General features: G+C 38.3%; 17 protein-coding genes. 6 read left to right on the top strand and 11 right to left on the bottom strand.

Going from position 1 to position 16,576, the window contains the following annotated elements; all coding sequences use genetic code 11:
• Nucleotides 1–20 precede the first annotated feature (20 nt).
• The 8 genes from MKL33_RS04950 to MKL33_RS04915 form a co-directional block, all read right to left on the bottom strand.
• Complete coding sequence (locus tag MKL33_RS04950) at nucleotides 21–590, bottom strand: HupE/UreJ family protein (RefSeq protein ID WP_270906588.1); 570 nt, start codon at nucleotides 588–590, stop codon at nucleotides 21–23.
• A 9-nt stretch (nucleotides 591–599) separates the two neighbouring features.
• The gene (ureG, locus tag MKL33_RS04945; RefSeq protein WP_002117800.1) at nucleotides 600–1,214 is read right to left on the bottom strand and encodes an urease accessory protein UreG; all 615 of its coding nucleotides are present in this window, start codon (nucleotides 1,212–1,214) and stop codon (nucleotides 600–602) included.
• A 23-nt stretch (nucleotides 1,215–1,237) separates the two neighbouring features.
• A complete protein-coding gene (locus tag MKL33_RS04940; RefSeq protein WP_068529208.1) occupies nucleotides 1,238–1,903 on the bottom strand; it encodes an urease accessory protein UreF in 666 nt (221 codons plus the stop codon).
• Entirely contained in the window at nucleotides 1,890–2,372 is a 483-nt protein-coding gene (gene ureE / locus MKL33_RS04935) for an urease accessory protein UreE (protein WP_017387150.1), read from the bottom strand. The genes MKL33_RS04940 and ureE overlap by 14 nt, the downstream gene beginning before the upstream one ends.
• Nucleotides 2,373–2,442: 70 nt before the next feature.
• Nucleotides 2,443–4,143 (bottom strand): urease subunit alpha, encoded by a 1,701-nt coding sequence (gene ureC, locus MKL33_RS04930; RefSeq protein WP_068529212.1) that lies wholly within the window; start codon nucleotides 4,141–4,143, stop codon nucleotides 2,443–2,445.
• 37 nt (nucleotides 4,144–4,180) lie between these two features.
• A complete protein-coding gene (locus tag MKL33_RS04925) occupies nucleotides 4,181–4,489 on the bottom strand; it encodes an urease subunit beta (protein WP_068529219.1) in 309 nt (102 codons plus the stop codon).
• Nucleotides 4,490–4,500: 11 nt separating this feature from the next.
• The gene (ureA, locus tag MKL33_RS04920) at nucleotides 4,501–4,803 is read right to left on the bottom strand and encodes an urease subunit gamma (protein WP_002117495.1); all 303 of its coding nucleotides are present in this window, start codon (nucleotides 4,801–4,803) and stop codon (nucleotides 4,501–4,503) included.
• Nucleotides 4,804–4,903: 100 nt separating this feature from the next.
• Entirely contained in the window at nucleotides 4,904–5,779 is an 876-nt protein-coding gene (locus MKL33_RS04915; RefSeq protein WP_270906587.1) for an urease accessory protein UreD, read from the bottom strand.
• A gap of 201 nt (nucleotides 5,780–5,980) precedes the next feature.
• Here MKL33_RS04915 and MKL33_RS04910 point away from each other — a divergent pair, with 201 nt between their 5' ends.
• Together MKL33_RS04910 and MKL33_RS04905 are read left to right on the top strand one after the other, a co-directional pair.
• Entirely contained in the window at nucleotides 5,981–6,304 is a 324-nt protein-coding gene (locus tag MKL33_RS04910) for a hypothetical protein (protein ID WP_005070594.1), read from the top strand.
• 188 nt (nucleotides 6,305–6,492) lie between these two features.
• Nucleotides 6,493–6,963 carry a copper resistance protein NlpE gene (locus tag MKL33_RS04905; protein WP_044100614.1) on the top strand — a complete coding sequence of 157 codons (471 nt, stop codon included), beginning with the start codon at nucleotides 6,493–6,495 and terminating at the stop codon, nucleotides 6,961–6,963.
• 55 nt (nucleotides 6,964–7,018) lie between these two features.
• Here MKL33_RS04905 and MKL33_RS04900 read toward each other — a convergent pair whose 3' ends face one another.
• Nucleotides 7,019–8,623, bottom strand: a complete 1,605-nt coding sequence (locus MKL33_RS04900; protein ID WP_002117581.1) for an isocitrate lyase — start codon at nucleotides 8,621–8,623, stop codon at nucleotides 7,019–7,021.
• Nucleotides 8,624–9,210: 587 nt separating this feature from the next.
• On the opposite strand from MKL33_RS04900, the gene MKL33_RS04895 reads away from it, so the two are divergent.
• The 3 genes from MKL33_RS04895 (at nucleotide 9,211) to MKL33_RS04885 (ending at nucleotide 13,556) form a co-directional block, all read left to right on the top strand.
• Nucleotides 9,211–10,200: a LysR family transcriptional regulator gene (locus MKL33_RS04895; RefSeq protein WP_004703082.1), complete on the top strand. Its 990-nt coding sequence runs from the start codon at nucleotides 9,211–9,213 to the stop codon at nucleotides 10,198–10,200.
• Between the two features lie 123 nt (nucleotides 10,201–10,323).
• Nucleotides 10,324–11,649 (top strand): hemolysin family protein, encoded by a 1,326-nt coding sequence (locus MKL33_RS04890; RefSeq protein WP_002117726.1) that lies wholly within the window; start codon nucleotides 10,324–10,326, stop codon nucleotides 11,647–11,649.
• A gap of 569 nt (nucleotides 11,650–12,218) precedes the next feature.
• Complete coding sequence (locus tag MKL33_RS04885; RefSeq protein WP_002117607.1) at nucleotides 12,219–13,556, top strand: CitMHS family transporter; 1,338 nt, start codon at nucleotides 12,219–12,221, stop codon at nucleotides 13,554–13,556.
• A 44-nt stretch (nucleotides 13,557–13,600) separates the two neighbouring features.
• Here the strand turns inward: MKL33_RS04885 and MKL33_RS04880 are convergent, their stop codons facing one another.
• The gene (locus MKL33_RS04880; protein ID WP_002117749.1) at nucleotides 13,601–14,113 is read right to left on the bottom strand and encodes a hypothetical protein; all 513 of its coding nucleotides are present in this window, start codon (nucleotides 14,111–14,113) and stop codon (nucleotides 13,601–13,603) included.
• 221 nt (nucleotides 14,114–14,334) lie between these two features.
• Between MKL33_RS04880 and MKL33_RS04875 the strand changes: the two genes are divergently transcribed.
• Nucleotides 14,335–14,883 carry a DUF2239 family protein gene (locus MKL33_RS04875; protein ID WP_270906586.1) on the top strand — a complete coding sequence of 183 codons (549 nt, stop codon included), beginning with the start codon at nucleotides 14,335–14,337 and terminating at the stop codon, nucleotides 14,881–14,883.
• 52 nt (nucleotides 14,884–14,935) lie between these two features.
• On the opposite strand, the gene cysN is transcribed toward MKL33_RS04875, so the two are convergent.
• Nucleotides 14,936–16,549: a sulfate adenylyltransferase subunit CysN gene (gene cysN / locus MKL33_RS04870; RefSeq protein WP_005070603.1), complete on the bottom strand. Its 1,614-nt coding sequence runs from the start codon at nucleotides 16,547–16,549 to the stop codon at nucleotides 14,936–14,938.
• Between the last annotated feature and the right edge of the window lie 27 nt (nucleotides 16,550–16,576).

Here is a 16,576-nt window from a genome sequence, read left to right as displayed (position 1 = left end):
TTTTCTTTGCAAAGTTTTAGTTAGCTTAAGCCAATCACTGCAACAACTGCTGCACAGGCGCCAACAATTTTTTTGCCATATGGCACATATCGGGTAAGCACAGCACCCAACACCAATCCACCCAAATAGATGAGCGCCATACCAGCAACCATACCAGTTACTAATGCAACAATATGCCCCGCATGTGCTAACTCAACACCATGAGCCATGCCATGGAAGCTTGCAAGTAATGCCGCGGCAATTGGTAAAACTTTATTTGACTTTGTCCATAGAGCAATTGCTGTAATAACTAAAGAAGCAACAATGCCGTATTCAGCTATATTAACTGGTACCAAACCTTGAGCACCTATTAAAAAGCCTACAATTAAGGTAGTACTTAAGGCAATGACTCCAGCAATTTTCCACTGTTTAGCAGCTGACCACAACAAGACACCAAAACCCAAAGCCATGACTAAATGATCTAGACCGGTAAACGGATGAATAAAGCCTGCCATAAAACCAGAATGTGCATGGTCATGTCCCGGATGGGCCATTGCAAGTGCTGGCAATAATGAAAGGAGCGCTACATTCCATTTTTTCATGAAGTCCATAATCTCTCCTTAAGCTTTAAACAGCCCTTGTTTCTCAATAAATTGGATAATTTCTTCAAGCCCATCTTGTGTTTTCATGTTTGAAAATAAGAATGGCTTTTCTCCGCGCATGCGTTTCGCATCTTGGTCCATGACATCAAGATTTGCACCTACCATTGGCGCAAGATCAGTTTTATTAATAATGAGTAAATCTGACTTAGTAATGCCTGGTCCACCTTTACGAGGAATCTTTTCACCGCCTGCCACATCAATCACATATAGAGTTAAATCAGAAAGTTCAGGGCTAAATGTTGCAGCTAAATTATCACCACCACTTTCGATAATAATGAGTTCTAAGCCTTCGAATTTTTCACACAAATCATCAATTGCAGCCAAGTTAATTGAAGCATCTTCACGAATTGCGGTATGAGGGCAACCACCAGTTTCTACCCCCACAATACGATCTGGTGACATCGCCTCATTACGGGTTAAGAAGTTTGAATCTTCTTTGGTGTAAATATCATTTGTCACCACAGCCATATTGTATTTATTACGCAAGGCTAAACATAAATTAAGTGTAAGTGCTGTTTTACCCGAACCCACTGGTCCGCCAATTCCAACTCGTAATGGACTACGCTCTGTCATGATTTTTATCCTTTTTCCTAAACTTAAGATCTGAATAACCGTGAATATTGTGTTTCGTGTTTCATGCTCAGCATGGCATAACGAGGTAAAGCGCTGCTCAATTGCTCGTCATTAAGCTTCAAAGCTTTCTCTACCGCTTGTGGTACTAAACCATGTAAGTGCCATAAAATTCTTTGTCCTGCCATTTGGCCCAATGGAACGGTTTTTACGGCTGCTAAAACCTGATTTTCCAAAACGGTAAAGGTATATGCCGTAAGCACATCCTCTTCTTTAAGTTCTAAACGACCACAGAGCTGCGCATAGACAGGCACAAAACCAAACTGCTTTTTAACCTCAACCGTTTTTTTTAAAACATCTTTAATCCATGCATTTAAAGAAAATGCGAGTTGTTGAGATTCAGCAAGTAGCTCTTTACTTTCTCGGCTTGCCTTATACAAATTTGCCCATACCAGAAACTGTTCTGAGTCATCATGATATTGCATGAGACGCTTTAATACGGGTAACTCAAACCTCACCAACAACATCTCAAGCACTTCTTCAAAATAAGCAATTGCCGAGGTTTCGTCATGTATTAGGCCAATATCAATTGCCGTTTCCACACCTTGCGAATAACAATACGCCCCAACTGGCAATGCCGTAGAAGACAGTGTCAGTAATTGCAGTAATTGCGCGGCACTATGAATGGACATGATGTAAAGCTTTGATTGGGCTTAAACGATGGTCATGGCTATGCTGTGCATAGGCACCGCTTTCAGGTTCAAACGGATGATCGGTTTCAGTCACCGTAAGTCCTAAACCTTCTACCATTTCTGCAAGCACATGATCAGGCTCAAAATACAAAGCTGTAGGGGTCAACATTAACGGTACATGTCTATTACCTAAGTGATAGGCAGCTTTAAGCAAATCAAAATCAGTTTGAGCAGTGACTTGCATTAATCGCTCAGGTTTCGCGTCAACACGTAATACATCACCCTCTTGAGTTGCAATATATGAACCACTACGCAAAATACCAGTACGCGGTAAATCAGCACCAATATCGATGCCACTCGCTAAAGCTGCTCGAAAGCGGGATTTTTGGCGGGTATCAAAAGTCAGTTCAACCGTTTCAAATGCCTGATCAGGAGAAATATCTTCAAGTCGTTGGGTATAGATTTTCATTTAGCTTTTCTCTCCTTATTTATTTCTTTCATATCTAGAGTAATGAGACATATCATCTCTATAAAATTCATCAAAATAAGAAATAACGCTGTGCCATGGGTAATACGTCTGCAGGTTCACACGTTAATAATTCACCATCAGCCCGCACCTCATAAGTTTCAGGATGAACATGCATGACTGGACAATATGTGTTGTGCTTCATATCGGCCTTGGTAATTGAACGAGTGTTTTTACATGGACTAATTAACTTTTTAAGATTTAGCTTCTCAGCAACTTTTTCTTCAATTGCTGCTTGAGATAAAAAGGTAATACAAGTGTTATGCACCCCTCGCGGATAAGCCCCAAACATTGGGCGATAATGCACGGGTTGAGGTGTCGGAATTGAAGCATTAATGTCACCCATCGGTGCCGCTGCAATCATGCCACCTTTAATAATCATGGAAGGTTTCACACCGAAAAAAGCAGGCTTCCATAACACTAAATCAGCAAGTTTTCCAACTTCAACCGAACCAATTTCATGGCTTAGACCATGGGTAATTGCTGGGTTAATTGTATATTTAGCAATGTAGCGTTTAACGCGATTGTTATCATGAAACTCATTGTCACCCTCTAAAGGGCCACGTTGAATTTTCATTTTATGGGCAGTTTGCCAAGTACGTATAATTACTTCACCCACACGACCCATCGCCTGAGAATCCGATGACATCATGGCAATTGCACCTAAGTCTTGCAAAATATCTTCAGCGGCAATGGTTTCACGGCGAATACGACTTTCAGCAAATGCAATATCCTCAGCAATTGCTGGGTCTAAATGGTGGCAAACCATGAGCATGTCTAAATGCTCATCAATGGTATTAATCGTATAAGGACGTGTTGGATTAGTTGAGGACGGCAAGACATTACTTTGTCCAATTGCCTTTAAAATGTCAGGTGCATGCCCACCACCCGCACCTTCGGTATGGTACGTATGAATCGTACGATCTTTAAAAGCTGCTAGTGTTTCTTCTAAAAAACCACCTTCATTTAAAGTGTCTGTATGAATAGCAACCTGCACATCAAACTCATCCGCCACACTCAAACAGTTATCAATGGCTGCCGGTGTTGAGCCCCAATCTTCATGCAGCTTTAAGCCAATTACCCCAGCTTTAATTTGCTCTCGAATTGGATCTGGTAAACTCAAATTACCTTTGCCCAATAGGCCAATGTTCATAGGTAAATCATCAATCGCCTGCAACATGGTAGCAATATGCCAAGGCCCCGGAGTCACTGTGGTTGCCGAAGTTCCTGCTGCTGGTCCTGTACCGCCACCCACCATTGTTGTTGTACCAGACATAAGCGCGGTTTCAACTTGTTGAGGACAAATCCAGTGAATGTGGGTATCAATACCACCTGCAGTTAAAATTTGCCCTTCACCCGCAATCACTTCTGTTGCAGCTCCTAAAGGAATGGTAATGTCAGGTTGAATATCAGGATTTCCTGCTTTCCCTATTTTCCAGATTCGACCATTTTTTAAACCAACATCCGCCTTTACAATTCCCCACCAATCCACAATTAAAGCATTGGTAATCACTGTGTCAGCAACTTCATCAGCTAAAAGTTGAGATTGCCCCATTCCATCACGAATGACTTTGCCACCGCCAAACTTAACTTCTTCACCATAGGTCGTTAAGTCTTGCTCAACCTCAATAAAAAGCTCTGTATCAGCCAAGCGAATACGATCACCAACCGTTGGACCAAACATCTCAGCATATGCACGACGTGACATTTTCATAACTTATTACTCATCTCTTTCATTATCGTTGTTATGTTTAATCCAACTTGCCCATGACTCGGCCTGCAAAACCATATACTTCTCGCTTACCCGCTAAAGCAACAAGCTCCACTTCCCGACTTTGTCCCGGTTCAAAACGAATTGCTGTACCAGCTGCAATATTCAGTCGAAAACCCTTCGCCATTTCGCGATCAAACTGTAATGCATCATTTGCTTCATAAAAATGAAAATGAGAACCCACCTGAATAGGTCGATCGCCAATATTAGCAACTACAATTTTTAAAGTTTGTCGCCCAATATTCAGCTCAATGTCTGCATCTGGAGTAATGATTTCACCAGGGATCATAAACGCTCCTTTTATACGATTGGCTGATGAACAGTGACTAACTTCGAGCCATCAGGAAAAGTTGCTTCGACCTGAACCTCAGCAATCATTTCTGGCACACCATCCATCACATCTTCGCGCTTTAATAAAGTTGTTCCGTAATGCATCAAGTCACTCACCGTCATACCGTCACGCGCTCCTTCAAGCAAAGCAGCAGAAATAAAAGCGATAGCTTCCGGATAATTTAGTTTCAAACCGCGAGCTTTACGACGCTCAGCGACTAGCCCTGCGGTAAAAATAAGTAATTTATCTTTTTCTGTTGGATTGAGTTCCATATCTCTTTCCTAAATAGCATCTAATTTCTTTAAGCAAAATACGTGCTCAAAAGCAGCATACTTGTTTTAATCGTTTTTTAAATACGCAATTTAACGTAACTTAGGTTCTCCAGATTCTTGGGAATTCTTCATCCAAATCAAACCAATAACGTCTTAATCTTGCTCTTATTGCCGCAAAAGTATCATGGCAATGTCGGACATCATTTCCCAAGAAACGCGCACAAACTACATCATCTAATAATGTTAAAGTTACAGGTGCTTGCATACGCATCATCAATTCGCGAATGAGTTCGAGCTGTTGTTCTAAATAAAATGATGACCGATATTTCTCAGGTGCTACGGCCCAAAAACTTCCCATTACTACTTGATTATTCATACCTAAACACGAACTCAGCCAACGGTCTTCACCCTCAAAAAACAATGTATCTGCAACCAATAATTTTTGTTCTCGCCACAACTTAAACTGGTTGTGATAACTTCCCTGCACAAAACGTTCAGCGCGTGCCTGCCGCCCGAGTACCAACATATCCCAGCCAATAAAACTGGCAGCAAGATCAAGATGAATATGAGTTTCTGAGTGTGCTAGAGCTCCATCAAACAGCATCGTTTCTTGTGGAACCCACTCCAAAATAGACCGATCTCGCACATGAAGATGAATATGCTGAAAGGCCTGTTTCTCATTAGTTTTGTACCACTTTCCAGCACCAGGAGTCGTTACAACCGCATGAGCTTGATCTTTGGTTTCAATTTGAAAAGTAAGATGATCTCCTCCTGCGATTCCTGCTGGAGGATGTACAATAATCGCATGACATACGCCTGTTTTTTCAGGCCAGAGCATTTTTTGCACCCTTACAGGGCCATGGTGCTTTCTATGACTCATTATGGTGCGCGAATTTTCAAAACAAAATCTGAGCTCTAATCGCGCATACCAAAATGGTGCTAAAGAGTTTTTTGAAAACGTTTGTACCTGATTCATTCTGGTTCATATGTTCAAAATAAGTGCTTAAAGTTATAAGCAAAATACGCACCAAATATAAAAATAAGCAAAATGATAAAATTAGATACAATTTTTTGATTTTAATGAGTTAAAAAACAATCAATGTCTAACATAAAACCACAGTAACTCATGGAATTATTTATACAATAGCGCCCACCGTTGCTTCCATACTTGCTCTCCATGAAACTTTTTTTCGTGTTAACGCCACTTGTCTTTTTAACTGGGTGTATTTTTGGCCAATCTAGTGAGGTCAAACGTGCAGAAAAAATTCTCCATAATTTTGAATGTAAAAATGTTGAGACAAGTCAGATTGCAACAAGCTCAATCAATTCTTACTACCAGCAGTCTTTAGCGGTAAGCAAAGAAAAGGCGACTTCATATGTAGAGAGCTATAAAAATGGTGAAGAGTTATTTGACATGCCGCTCGATGAAGTTTTAAAGCAACAATATCAACTTTATAAATCAGCTTGTGATTCTTTAGGTGGGGTTTCTTCTCAACCTTAATATATAAAGGTATTCGCTAATTTTTTAGTGGATACCTTTTTTTTAATTTTATATCTTTCTTTTTTGATTAATTTTTACTCACTTTACCTTTTGTTAAAATTAAATTACATACTTAAACTTTTATTAGGCTCTTATATTTCATAGCCTGTTTACTTGTTTTTTATTTATTTTCCGAGGTTTAGAGCATCATGAAAAAAACATTATTATCAGTAGCACTCTTAAGTATCCTTCTTGCCGCTTGTAGCAAAAATGAAAATAAAGCCGACACGACAACTCAAGCATCTGCTCCAGCGCAAACTACTGAAGCGAATAATAATGCTGTAGATAGCGCACACACAGCTGAAAACTCACTCGATTGGGACGGCACATATAAAGGCACTCTCCCATGCGCAGACTGTGAAGGTATTAAAACTGAATTAGAACTTAAAGATGATAAAACCTACGAGCTAACCGAAACTTATCTTGGTAAAGGTGACACCAACCCATTTGAAACCCATGGTACCTTTACTTTCGACAAAGATAATACTTCAGTTATTACGTTAGATGATAAAGGCCAAAACCGTAAATTCTTTATTGGTGAAAATACTGCAACTGCTTTAGATATGGAAGGTAAAAAAGTTGAAGGCTCTTTAGCTGAACACTATGTTTTGAAAAAATAATTTTTAATAATTAAAAAACCCGCTCATTTGAGCGGGTTTTTTTATGAATCAATTTTTAGTGAGCTGCGAATTGGTTCATTGTGTTTTTAGCATCGTCATGTGCTTTAAGAGCGTTGTCACCAGAGAAGATTTCTTTGTGATCATCACCGATGTCAGAACCCGCCATTGCTTGGTGTTTAACACAAGCGATACCACCGCGGATTTCTTTACGTTGTACGCCAGCAACATAAGCCAACATACCTTCAGAACCGAAGTAACCTTGTGCAAGCTCATGAGTAGAAAGAGCAGCAGTGTGGTAAGTCGGAAGTGTGATCAAGTGATGGAACACACCCGCTTCACGAGAAGCATCTGCTTGGAAAGTACGGATCTTGTCATCAGCATCAGCAGCTAATTCAGTGTTGTCATATTCAGCACTCATTAATTTAGCGCGGTCATATGCAGAAACGTCTTTACCTTCAGCAACCCAACGGTCGTAAGCTTGTTGACGGAAGTTTAAAGTCCAGTTGAATGATGGGCTGTTGTTATAAACAAGCTTAGCGTTTGGAACAACTTCTTTAACACGGTTAACCATGTGTGCGATTTCTTCTACGTTTGGAGTCGCAGTTTCGATCCAAAGAAGATCAGCACCATTTTGTAAGCTAGACACACAGTCAAGTACAACACGGTCAATTTGAGTGTCAGCACGGAACTGGTATAAGCCAGAAGGTAAACGCTTAGGACGGTGTAATTTACCATCACGCTTGATTAAGATTTCATCTTCTTGAGCATCAGCAATATCAATTTCTTGAGTATCTAAGTAGCTGATGTATTGAGAAGCGATGTCACCTGGCTCTTTAACCACTGGGATTTTTTGAGTCAAGTCAGCGCCTTCAGAATCAGTACGCGCAACAATGATACCTTCTTCAAGACCCATTTCTAAGAATGCATAACGTAATGCATGGATCTTAGCGATGAAGTCTTCGTGTGGAACAGTTACTTTACCAGCTTGGTGACCACATTGTTTAGCATCAGATACTTGGTTTTCGATTTGAAGCGCACAAGCACCAGCTTCGATCATTTTCTTAGCAAGTAAGTAAGTTGCTTCTTCGTTACCGAAACCAGCATCGATGTCTGCAATAATTGGCACAACGTGAGTTTCAAAGTTGTCGATTTGAGCTGTGATTTCAGCTGCTTTAGCAGTATCACCAGCTTCTTGTGCTTTTTTAAGCGCACGGAATAAATCGTTTAATTCTTTTGCGTCAGCTTGACGTAAGAAAGTATAGATTTCTTCGATCAATGCAGGAACAGAAGTTTTTTCGTGCATAGACTGGTCAGGAAGTGGACCAAATTCAGAACGAAGAGCAGCAACCATCCAACCAGAAAGGTAGATATAACGTTTGCTTGTAGTACCGAAATATTTTTTGTTCGCAATCATTTTTTGTTGTGCGATGAAACCATGCCAGCAACCTAATGATTGAGTATATTTGCTTGAGTCAGCATCGTATTCAGCCATATCACGACGCATAATCGCAGCTGTATACTTAGCAATATCTAAACCAGTTTTGAAACGGTTTTGAAGTTGCATACGAGCAGCATCTTCTGGGCTAATGTCTGCCCAAGTATTGCCGAATTTTGCTTTTAATTGACGTACTGCATCAATCGCTGTTTGATATGTAGTCATGATATTGTCCTGTATTCATTTTAGGATTTCATCGATTGAAGCCTAGAGTCACGTTACTTAAATTTCTTATGACACCAGCTGCTTCCTCATGAACACAGCTTAGACTTAGCCAATCAATTAATCCAATATCCTTTGTTAATCTTCAGTATTTATTTAAAAAATATACCAATAAATCGATATTATAGATAAAACCAAAAACTTTAACACTTTGTTTATAAAAATAAAATTATCCTAAAGGAGTATAGAGTTTTATTCTAAAAACTCACTAAGTCTTATTTTTATACAATTTTTGGAGATTTTCCACTCATTTTTAAATCTAAAAGTCAATTGTAAATTGGGCTATTTTTGCCAATGCAAAAAGTCAATTGGTATGCTAGAAATTAAGAAGTTATTCATAAATATATTCTATTTAGATTTCTTTCATTCAAAACTGAGCAAAGACAGTAAAAACGTGCCTTTGAAACGTCTTTCCACCCTACTTAATTCCTACAAAAAATGTCGCTTTTCTCATCATTTTTTCACACAATGATCATTAAATATGGCATAATTTGAAACAATTTCAGGGTTTTATTTTCGGTATTTTTTTTATGAATCTGGAGCGAGTAGATCTTAATCTATTAATATATCTTGATGTACTTCTTCGTGAAAAAAATGTTACGCGCGCAGCCGAACAGCTTGGGGTAACTCAGCCTGCAATGAGTAATATTTTACGTCGCTTACGTAATTTATTTAATGATCCGCTTCTTATCCGTTCTTCCGAAGGGATGACCCCAACAGAACGTGCACTTGAATTACAACCTCGTATTCGTGATGCCCTTTCTGATCTTTCCATGATTTTGGAACCCCGTACCGAATTCCGCCCTTATACAAGTAATCGCGTTTTCCGCATTATGACATCTGACTATGCCGAGGCAACTTTAGTCCCTCGTCTTGTCAAAGCTCTACGCTCTGAAGCTCCAAATGTTGTACTCGACTTTCTTACACCAAGTGATGTGTCTTATAGAGACATGGAACAAGGTAAAGTTGATCTTGCGATTAATAGATTTAATGAAATACCGCAAAGTTTCCACCAAGTGTTAGTTTGGCGTGATAGTTTCAGCTGTATTCTTAATGACAAACACCCTGCTGTAACCCATTTGAATCTCAAAAGTTATCTAGATGCACAGCATATCTGGGTTTCTAAAACAGGTATGGGTGTAGGCTTTGGTGTAAATCCAGATAAACAAGGCGGTTTAGGCTGGATCGATCAGGCATTAGAACGTATTGGTCAACGTCGTAAAATTTCTGTATTTACCCGCCACTACCAAATGCCAGCATTACTTGCTCAAAATGTTGACTTGATTGCCACCCTTCCAACTCGAATGGCACGCCTACAAACTCAAAATCCAAAACTGGTTATAAAGGATCCTCCTTTTTATATTCCAGAATTTGAACTTAAAATGGCTTGGTGCCCGTTATTACATCATCATCCAGCTCATCGCTGGTTGCGCCAACTTATTTTATTTGTTGCTCGTCAAATGATTGAAGAAGAAAATCGTGAATTTCTAACCAACAATTCACAATTTTCTCACTATTAAATAAATTTTAATTTAATTGTCGATTTTAGACATTATCTTCAAGCGCTGAGCAATCAATCTGATTACCTCAGCGCTTTTTTGTGTTAAAACATAGTCATAATAATGATGAACCTCGGGTGATTTGTGAGTCTCTTTCAAAATATCATTATCATCGTACTGCTCATCATCGCAGCAGGCTTTTTATCTTTAACTGAAATTGCATTGGCTGGCGCCAGAAAAGTAAAGTTAAAAATTTTAGCCGAAGCTGGCGAAGAACGTGCCCAACAAGTACTTGATCTACAAGAACAATCTGCCGATTTTTTTGCAGCTTCTCAAATTGGCCTAAATGCAGTTGCAATTTTAGGCGGTATTTTGGGTGAAGCTGCTTTTCGTCCTTTTTTCGTCACTTTAGTTGACCGCTTTTATGAAGGCCCTTGGACACAAACTATCGGTTTTGCCCTCTCCTTCACTTTAGTAACTTCTCTATTTATTTTATTTGCCGATCTCATGCCAAAACGCTTGGCAATGATTGCACCTGAAAAAATTGCAATTAGCGTTATTAACCCGATTCAAGTTTTTATTAAGGTATGTAAACCCTTAGCTTGGGGAATTAATGCTATTGCGAATTTGTTATTTCGCTTGTTTAAAGTCAATACAACACGCGAAGACAATATTACTTTTGATGATATCTCAGCGGTCATGGATGCAGGTGCTCAAGCCGGCGTACTTCAAAAACAAGAACACCACTTTATTGAGAATGTTTTTGAACTAGAAGAACGTACTGTACCTTCAAGCATGACGACACGCGAAAACGTCGTTTATTTCACCTTAAACGAACATGAAGATAGTATTCGTCAAAAATTAGCAGAATATCCTTACTCAAAATTTTTAGTGTGTAATGAAAATATTGATCAGGTCATTGGTTATGTTGATGCTAAAGATTTCTTAGTACGCATTTTAAATAATCAATCACCTACTCAATTAAATGAGTCTACCATTCGTACTGTACTCATGATTCCCGACACTCTCACACTCTCTGAACTACTTGACCGTTTTCGTTCTACAAAAGAGAAATTTGCTGTCGTTATCAATGAATATGCACTTGTTGTAGGAGTGATTACGTTAAGCGATATCATGATTACAGTTATGGGTGATTGGGTTACTCCTATTGAAGAAGAACAGCAAATCATTAAACGTGATAATAACTCATGGTTAATTGATGGCAGTACACCAATTGATGATCTAAGACATGCTCTTGAAATTGATGAAATGCCTGATGAAGAAAACTATGAGACGCTTGCAGGTTTCATGATGTACCGTTTACGCAAAATTCCACGTCCAGCAGATTTTGTGGAATTTGGTGGATATAAATTTGAAGTTGTCGATGTCGACCATTTTAAAATTGACCAACTTCTTGTAACTCGAATTTTAGAACAAACCGAAACACACTCATCAATTGATGAAAACTAATCGTTATTAATTTAAATGCCCCACAATTTAGCTGGGGTACTTTTTAAAACTAAATAACTTTTTTAAATATATGTAATAATTATTTTAGATTCATTTATTCAATTTGCTCTTTTAATCTAAAAGTATTATTATTTTATTTAACAACTCTATTAAAGCTTAAATACTGAAAATTAATAAAATAATCTATATCTCTTAACTGCCTATAAAGTGATTAAGCCCCATTTACATTGTAAACAAACTTATGTAACTTAGCTCAAAGTAAGCCCCCTAAATGCTTCTTCTTCTCATTTCACTCATCAAAATACATATAATTAAAAAAAATGCCATATAATTTTTATTTTTATAAAACCTTTATATTATTTTATAATAGTATTCATTTATTATAAAACCATTATAACCTTAATATATATGTTCAGTATTTCATCTAAATATACCCATCCAAACGAATATATATTAACCAAATAAACTAAATATATTATTTGTCTTTTTAATAAAAATTAATAAGAATAACCAAGGTCAGAGTTTTGAATAAACTTGTTCAGTAAAACTATAGGCAAAGGATTGATTGTATGCTGACATTACTTGGTGTTGGCATGATTTTGTGCTTCATGTACTTAATCATGTCCAAACGTTTAAGCCCTATTATTGCTTTAATTCTCATCCCGTTTATTTTTTCTCTCATTGCTTGGGGCCTAGGTCATTACTTTGAAAGTTTAAGTCACATTGAACTTAAAGGTCTCAGTGAGATGATGCTGGATGGCATCAAAAAATTAGCGCCAACTGGCGTAATGCTTTTATTCGCAATTTTGTATTTTGCCTTAATGATCGATGCAGGTCTTTTCGACCCACCGGTTAAATGGATTTTGAAAAAAGTTAAAGGCGATCCTTTAAAAATTACACTAGGAACTGTCTTTTTAACCACTCTCGTTTCTTTAGATGGTGATGGCTCAACCACCTATATGATTTGTGTGGCTGCAATGTTGCCACTTTATCAACGCCTAGGAATGAACACACTCATCATGACTGCACTTATGCTTTTATGTAGTGGTGTAATGAACCTAACGCCATGGGGTGGTCCTACTGCTCGTGCTGCAAGTGCCTTACAAGTTGATCCAAGCCATATTTTCGTACCAATGATCCTTCCAATGATCATAAGTATTGGTTGGTTATTCTTCTTGGCATATTTATATGGTCGTTATGAGCAAAAACGTTTAGGCGTGATTGAGCTTGAGAGTCATCATGGTGACAATATTACCGTGTCAAAAGACCCTGAAGCGACACGTCCACATTTACGCAAAGTAAATATGGTACTTACTATTATTCTTATGATTGCATTAATCAAAGGCATTTTGCCAATGTCAGTGCTATTCATGCTAGCGTTCTGTATTGCAATGCTGATTAATTATCCAGATGTTGATATGCAGAAAAAGCGTATCGCAATGCATGCAGATAGTATTTTAGCTGTTGTAGGTTTAATTTTCGCAGCAGGTATTTTCACAGGGATTTTATCTGGTACAGGTATGGTTGAGGCGATGTCTAAAGAATTCGTCGCAATGATTCCTCCAAGCATGGGCCCATATCTTGCACCGATTACCGCTTTAGTCAGTATGCCTTTAACATTCTTTATGTCAAATGATGCATTCTTCTATGGTGTACTACCAATTCTTGCTGAAGCGGCTTCTCATTACGGTATTAGCCCAGAAGCTATTGCTCGTGCATCAATTGTAGGCCAACCAGTACACTTATTATCGCCTCTTGTTCCATCAACTTACTTGTTATGCGGTCTTGCTAAAGTTGACTTTGCTGACCATCAAAAGTTCACATTTAAGTGGGCATTTATAACATGTATGGTTTTGATGGGTACTGCATTAGTGATTGGCGTTTTCCCACTCTTTAGCACACTTTAATTATTCTTCTATAAAAATAAAAGCCCCAAACGGGGCTTTTATTTTTATTTATTTATATACTCAATCATGGCATCTAAGAACGCATGAAAGTGCAAGCTAATATCTTCTTCTAAAATTTTATAGGCATTATCAAATTGCACCATTGGCCAACCTTCTTTCCAAAATGGAAAGATGTCATGTAAGTCATGAGTAACTATTGCGTCTTCTCGAACAATTGCTTGTGAAATTTGTGCCAAAACTTGCGCTGTTTCTGCACCATCAATAGCTAAATAATCAATACCACGCGCTTTTAAAATACGAATTCGATCTTTTTTATAGCGAATTTTTTTAGCTTGAGCTGCATTTAAACCTAGTGCAAGAGTAACTGCCTCTACAAACTTCTCTTCAAAATTTGTATTCAATGCAACTAAAGCCTGTTTATGTGCTTCTTGACGCCCAGCTTTCCCCCCGTTACGGATGATCTCATTTGCTTCCGTATCTAGCTTATCTTTTTTCATCGACTGTAAAATGTCTAAAATTTCGATATCGCTTAAAGATTCAGGAGATTGCTCAAACATAGGAGTCTCTATACATACAACTAAAGGCGTATTCTCTCATAAAAGCGCTACTAAAGCAGAGTAAAATTTTAAATAGCCTATTATCTTGACTATTTTTATAGTCCTAATTTCAGAGACTACCCTCATAAAATCAGTTAATTCTTGGTTATGATTTTTACTATTTGCTAAATTAATTTTACCCTGATAATATTATTTTACCCTGATAAAAATATGCGGCTAAAATGGATACTAAAATCACCTATACTGCTTTCACTGGAAGCACACTTATTGCGAGTGACTCCCTGATTGAACTTGCAAAAAAACTAAAAACTCTTCCTAAAACAACAGAAAATATTCTGATTTTTAATGATCAAACAGGTCAACAAATTGATCTTGATCTTTCTGGTTCGGAACAGGAAATTCAACAACGTTATGCTGAACCGGAAGAAATTAAAAAAGTTGGGCGACCTAAACTCGGAGTAATTTCTCGTGAAATCACTTTACAGAAAAAACATTGGGATTGGTTAGATCAACAAAGTGCGAGTGCATCAGCAGTAATTCGTAAGTTAATTGATAAAGAGTTAAATAACCCAAATTCTGAAGGTAATATTATGCTCGCTAAACAAGCCATCGACCGTTTTATGTCTGCCATGTTGGGCAATATGCCAAATTACGAAGAAGCAACACGTGCCTTATATCAAGGCGATCAAGATATATTTTTAAAAATGATTCAGAGCTATCCTAAAGATTTAAGAGAATATTTAACTTTAAAAACTCAAAGTATTTTCTAAACCCAATAAAAAAACCCGCTTACGCGGGTTTTTTCAAAATCAATTCAGTCTATTAAAGACGAACTAATTCCACAACTTTTTCAGCTGCCTCTTCAACGGTTTCAGCAGTAACTTCTGTATCTGTACCATCCACAGCCGTAGTAATAACTACAACACCTGTCTCACGCAATAAAGTAATTTGCTCAGCAGTTAAGTTGGCTTTTGCAATCGCAACTACACCTTGCTGAATCAGCAAGCTTTCTAAAACTTGAGCTTTCTCGATTAACTGTGCAGAAATCCCAATCACTGCTGGCTTTTGGCCCAAACGTGCAGCACGATCTTCAGCTGTTACAGGATTGCTATGTGCAGTCCATTCAACAGCAGCCTCAACCATACCTGCACCAACAGTTACGTTGCTTAAGCGGTCAATGAAGATGAATGAACCTGTATAACGAGAATCTTGATATTGATCAAACACAACTGGCGCGTCGAACTCAACTACAACATCTGCAATTGCATTTAACTCAAGCTCTTCCACATGAGTATGTTCAAGTGTATTCACATTCACACGGTAATGGATATTAGTGACTTTAGCAGGAACAGTCTGGGTACCAATCTTAACGTTGTATAACTTACCTTTCACGAGCGGATGTTCATTCATCCACACCACTGAAGCACGAACACTACGTGAAATTAACGGCTGCTCGCCAGCACGTACCAAAACGTTACCACGGCTAATATCAATTTCATCATTCAGGGTCAATGTAACCGCTTGACCTGCTACAGCCTGCTCAAGGTTTCCATCAAAAGTAACGATTTCTTTAACTGTTGAACGCTTACCTGATGGCAGTGCAACAATCTCATCACCAACATTGATTTCACCTAAAGCAACGGTACCCGCAAAACCACGAAAATCAAGGTTTGGACGATTTACATACTGAACAGGGAAACGGAATTCGTGTTTATTCGATTCACGACTAATTTCCACCGACTCAAGAATGCTCATTAAGGTTTGACCCTTGTACCACGGCGTATGAGCTGACGGATTCACAACATTATCGCCATTTAAGGCAGAGATTGGTACAAACTGAATATTGGCTGGACGACGATCACCTAATTGGCTTACGAAAGCATCATATTCAATCTGAATTTCAGTGAAACGTTCAGGTGAATATTCAACCAAGTCCATCTTATTGATTGCAACAACGATATTTTTAATACCAAGCAAACTTGCAATAAACGTATGGCGACGAGTTTGAGTTTGTACACCATAACGCGCATCAATCAAGATGATTGCCAAGTCCGCAGTTGACGCACCTGTTGCCATGTTGCGTGTATACTGCTCATGCCCTGGGGTATCTGCAATAATAAATTTACGCTTTTCTGTTGAGAAATAACGGTAAGCTACGTCAATGGTAATACCTTGTTCACGTTCCGCTTGCAAACCATCTACCAGTAATGCCAAATCTGGTGCATCACCCGTAGTTCCTACTTTTTTACTGTCACGTGTTACTGCTTGCAATTGATCTTCATAAATCAATTTTGAATCGTAAAGTAAACGCCCAATAAGCGTACTTTTACCATCATCTACGTTACCGCAAGTCAAAAAGCGTAGAAGGTCTTTTTGTTCATGTTGCTTTAAATAGGCCAAGATATCTTGGCTGATTAATTCTGATTGATGAGACATTGCTCAAACTCCACAAATTTAGAAATT

The organism is Acinetobacter sp. AOR43_HL (assembly GCF_027854635.1).
Taxonomy (GTDB): Bacteria; Pseudomonadota; Gammaproteobacteria; order Pseudomonadales; family Moraxellaceae; genus Acinetobacter; species Acinetobacter pittii.
This window is presented reverse-complemented; position numbering and strand designations above follow the sequence as displayed.

Coding starts and splice junctions, on each gene's coding strand:
- MKL33_RS04940 (WP_068529208.1), bottom strand. CDS start 1,903: ATGTCCATTCATAGTGCCGCGCAATTACTGCAATTACTGACACTGTCT.
- ureA (WP_002117495.1), bottom strand. CDS start 4,803: ATGGAACTCAATCCAACAGAAAAAGATAAATTACTTATTTTTACCGCA.
- MKL33_RS04885 (WP_002117607.1), top strand. CDS start 12,219: ATGCTGACATTACTTGGTGTTGGCATGATTTTGTGCTTCATGTACTTA.
- ureE (WP_017387150.1), bottom strand. CDS start 2,372: ATGAAAATCTATACCCAACGACTTGAAGATATTTCTCCTGATCAGGCA.
- ureC (WP_068529212.1), bottom strand. CDS start 4,143: ATGAAAATGTCACGTCGTGCATATGCTGAGATGTTTGGTCCAACGGTT.
- MKL33_RS04895 (WP_004703082.1), top strand. CDS start 9,211: ATGAATCTGGAGCGAGTAGATCTTAATCTATTAATATATCTTGATGTA.
- MKL33_RS04880 (WP_002117749.1), bottom strand. CDS start 14,113: ATGTTTGAGCAATCTCCTGAATCTTTAAGCGATATCGAAATTTTAGAC.
- MKL33_RS04950 (WP_270906588.1), bottom strand. CDS start 590: ATGGACTTCATGAAAAAATGGAATGTAGCGCTCCTTTCATTATTGCCA.
- ureG (WP_002117800.1), bottom strand. CDS start 1,214: ATGACAGAGCGTAGTCCATTACGAGTTGGAATTGGCGGACCAGTGGGT.
- cysN (WP_005070603.1), bottom strand. CDS start 16,549: ATGTCTCATCAATCAGAATTAATCAGCCAAGATATCTTGGCCTATTTA.
- MKL33_RS04875 (WP_270906586.1), top strand. CDS start 14,335: ATGGATACTAAAATCACCTATACTGCTTTCACTGGAAGCACACTTATT.
- MKL33_RS04915 (WP_270906587.1), bottom strand. CDS start 5,779: ATGAATCAGGTACAAACGTTTTCAAAAAACTCTTTAGCACCATTTTGG.
- MKL33_RS04900 (WP_002117581.1), bottom strand. CDS start 8,623: ATGACTACATATCAAACAGCGATTGATGCAGTACGTCAATTAAAAGCA.
- MKL33_RS04910 (WP_005070594.1), top strand. CDS start 5,981: ATGAAACTTTTTTTCGTGTTAACGCCACTTGTCTTTTTAACTGGGTGT.
- MKL33_RS04925 (WP_068529219.1), bottom strand. CDS start 4,489: ATGATCCCTGGTGAAATCATTACTCCAGATGCAGACATTGAGCTGAAT.
- MKL33_RS04905 (WP_044100614.1), top strand. CDS start 6,493: ATGAAAAAAACATTATTATCAGTAGCACTCTTAAGTATCCTTCTTGCC.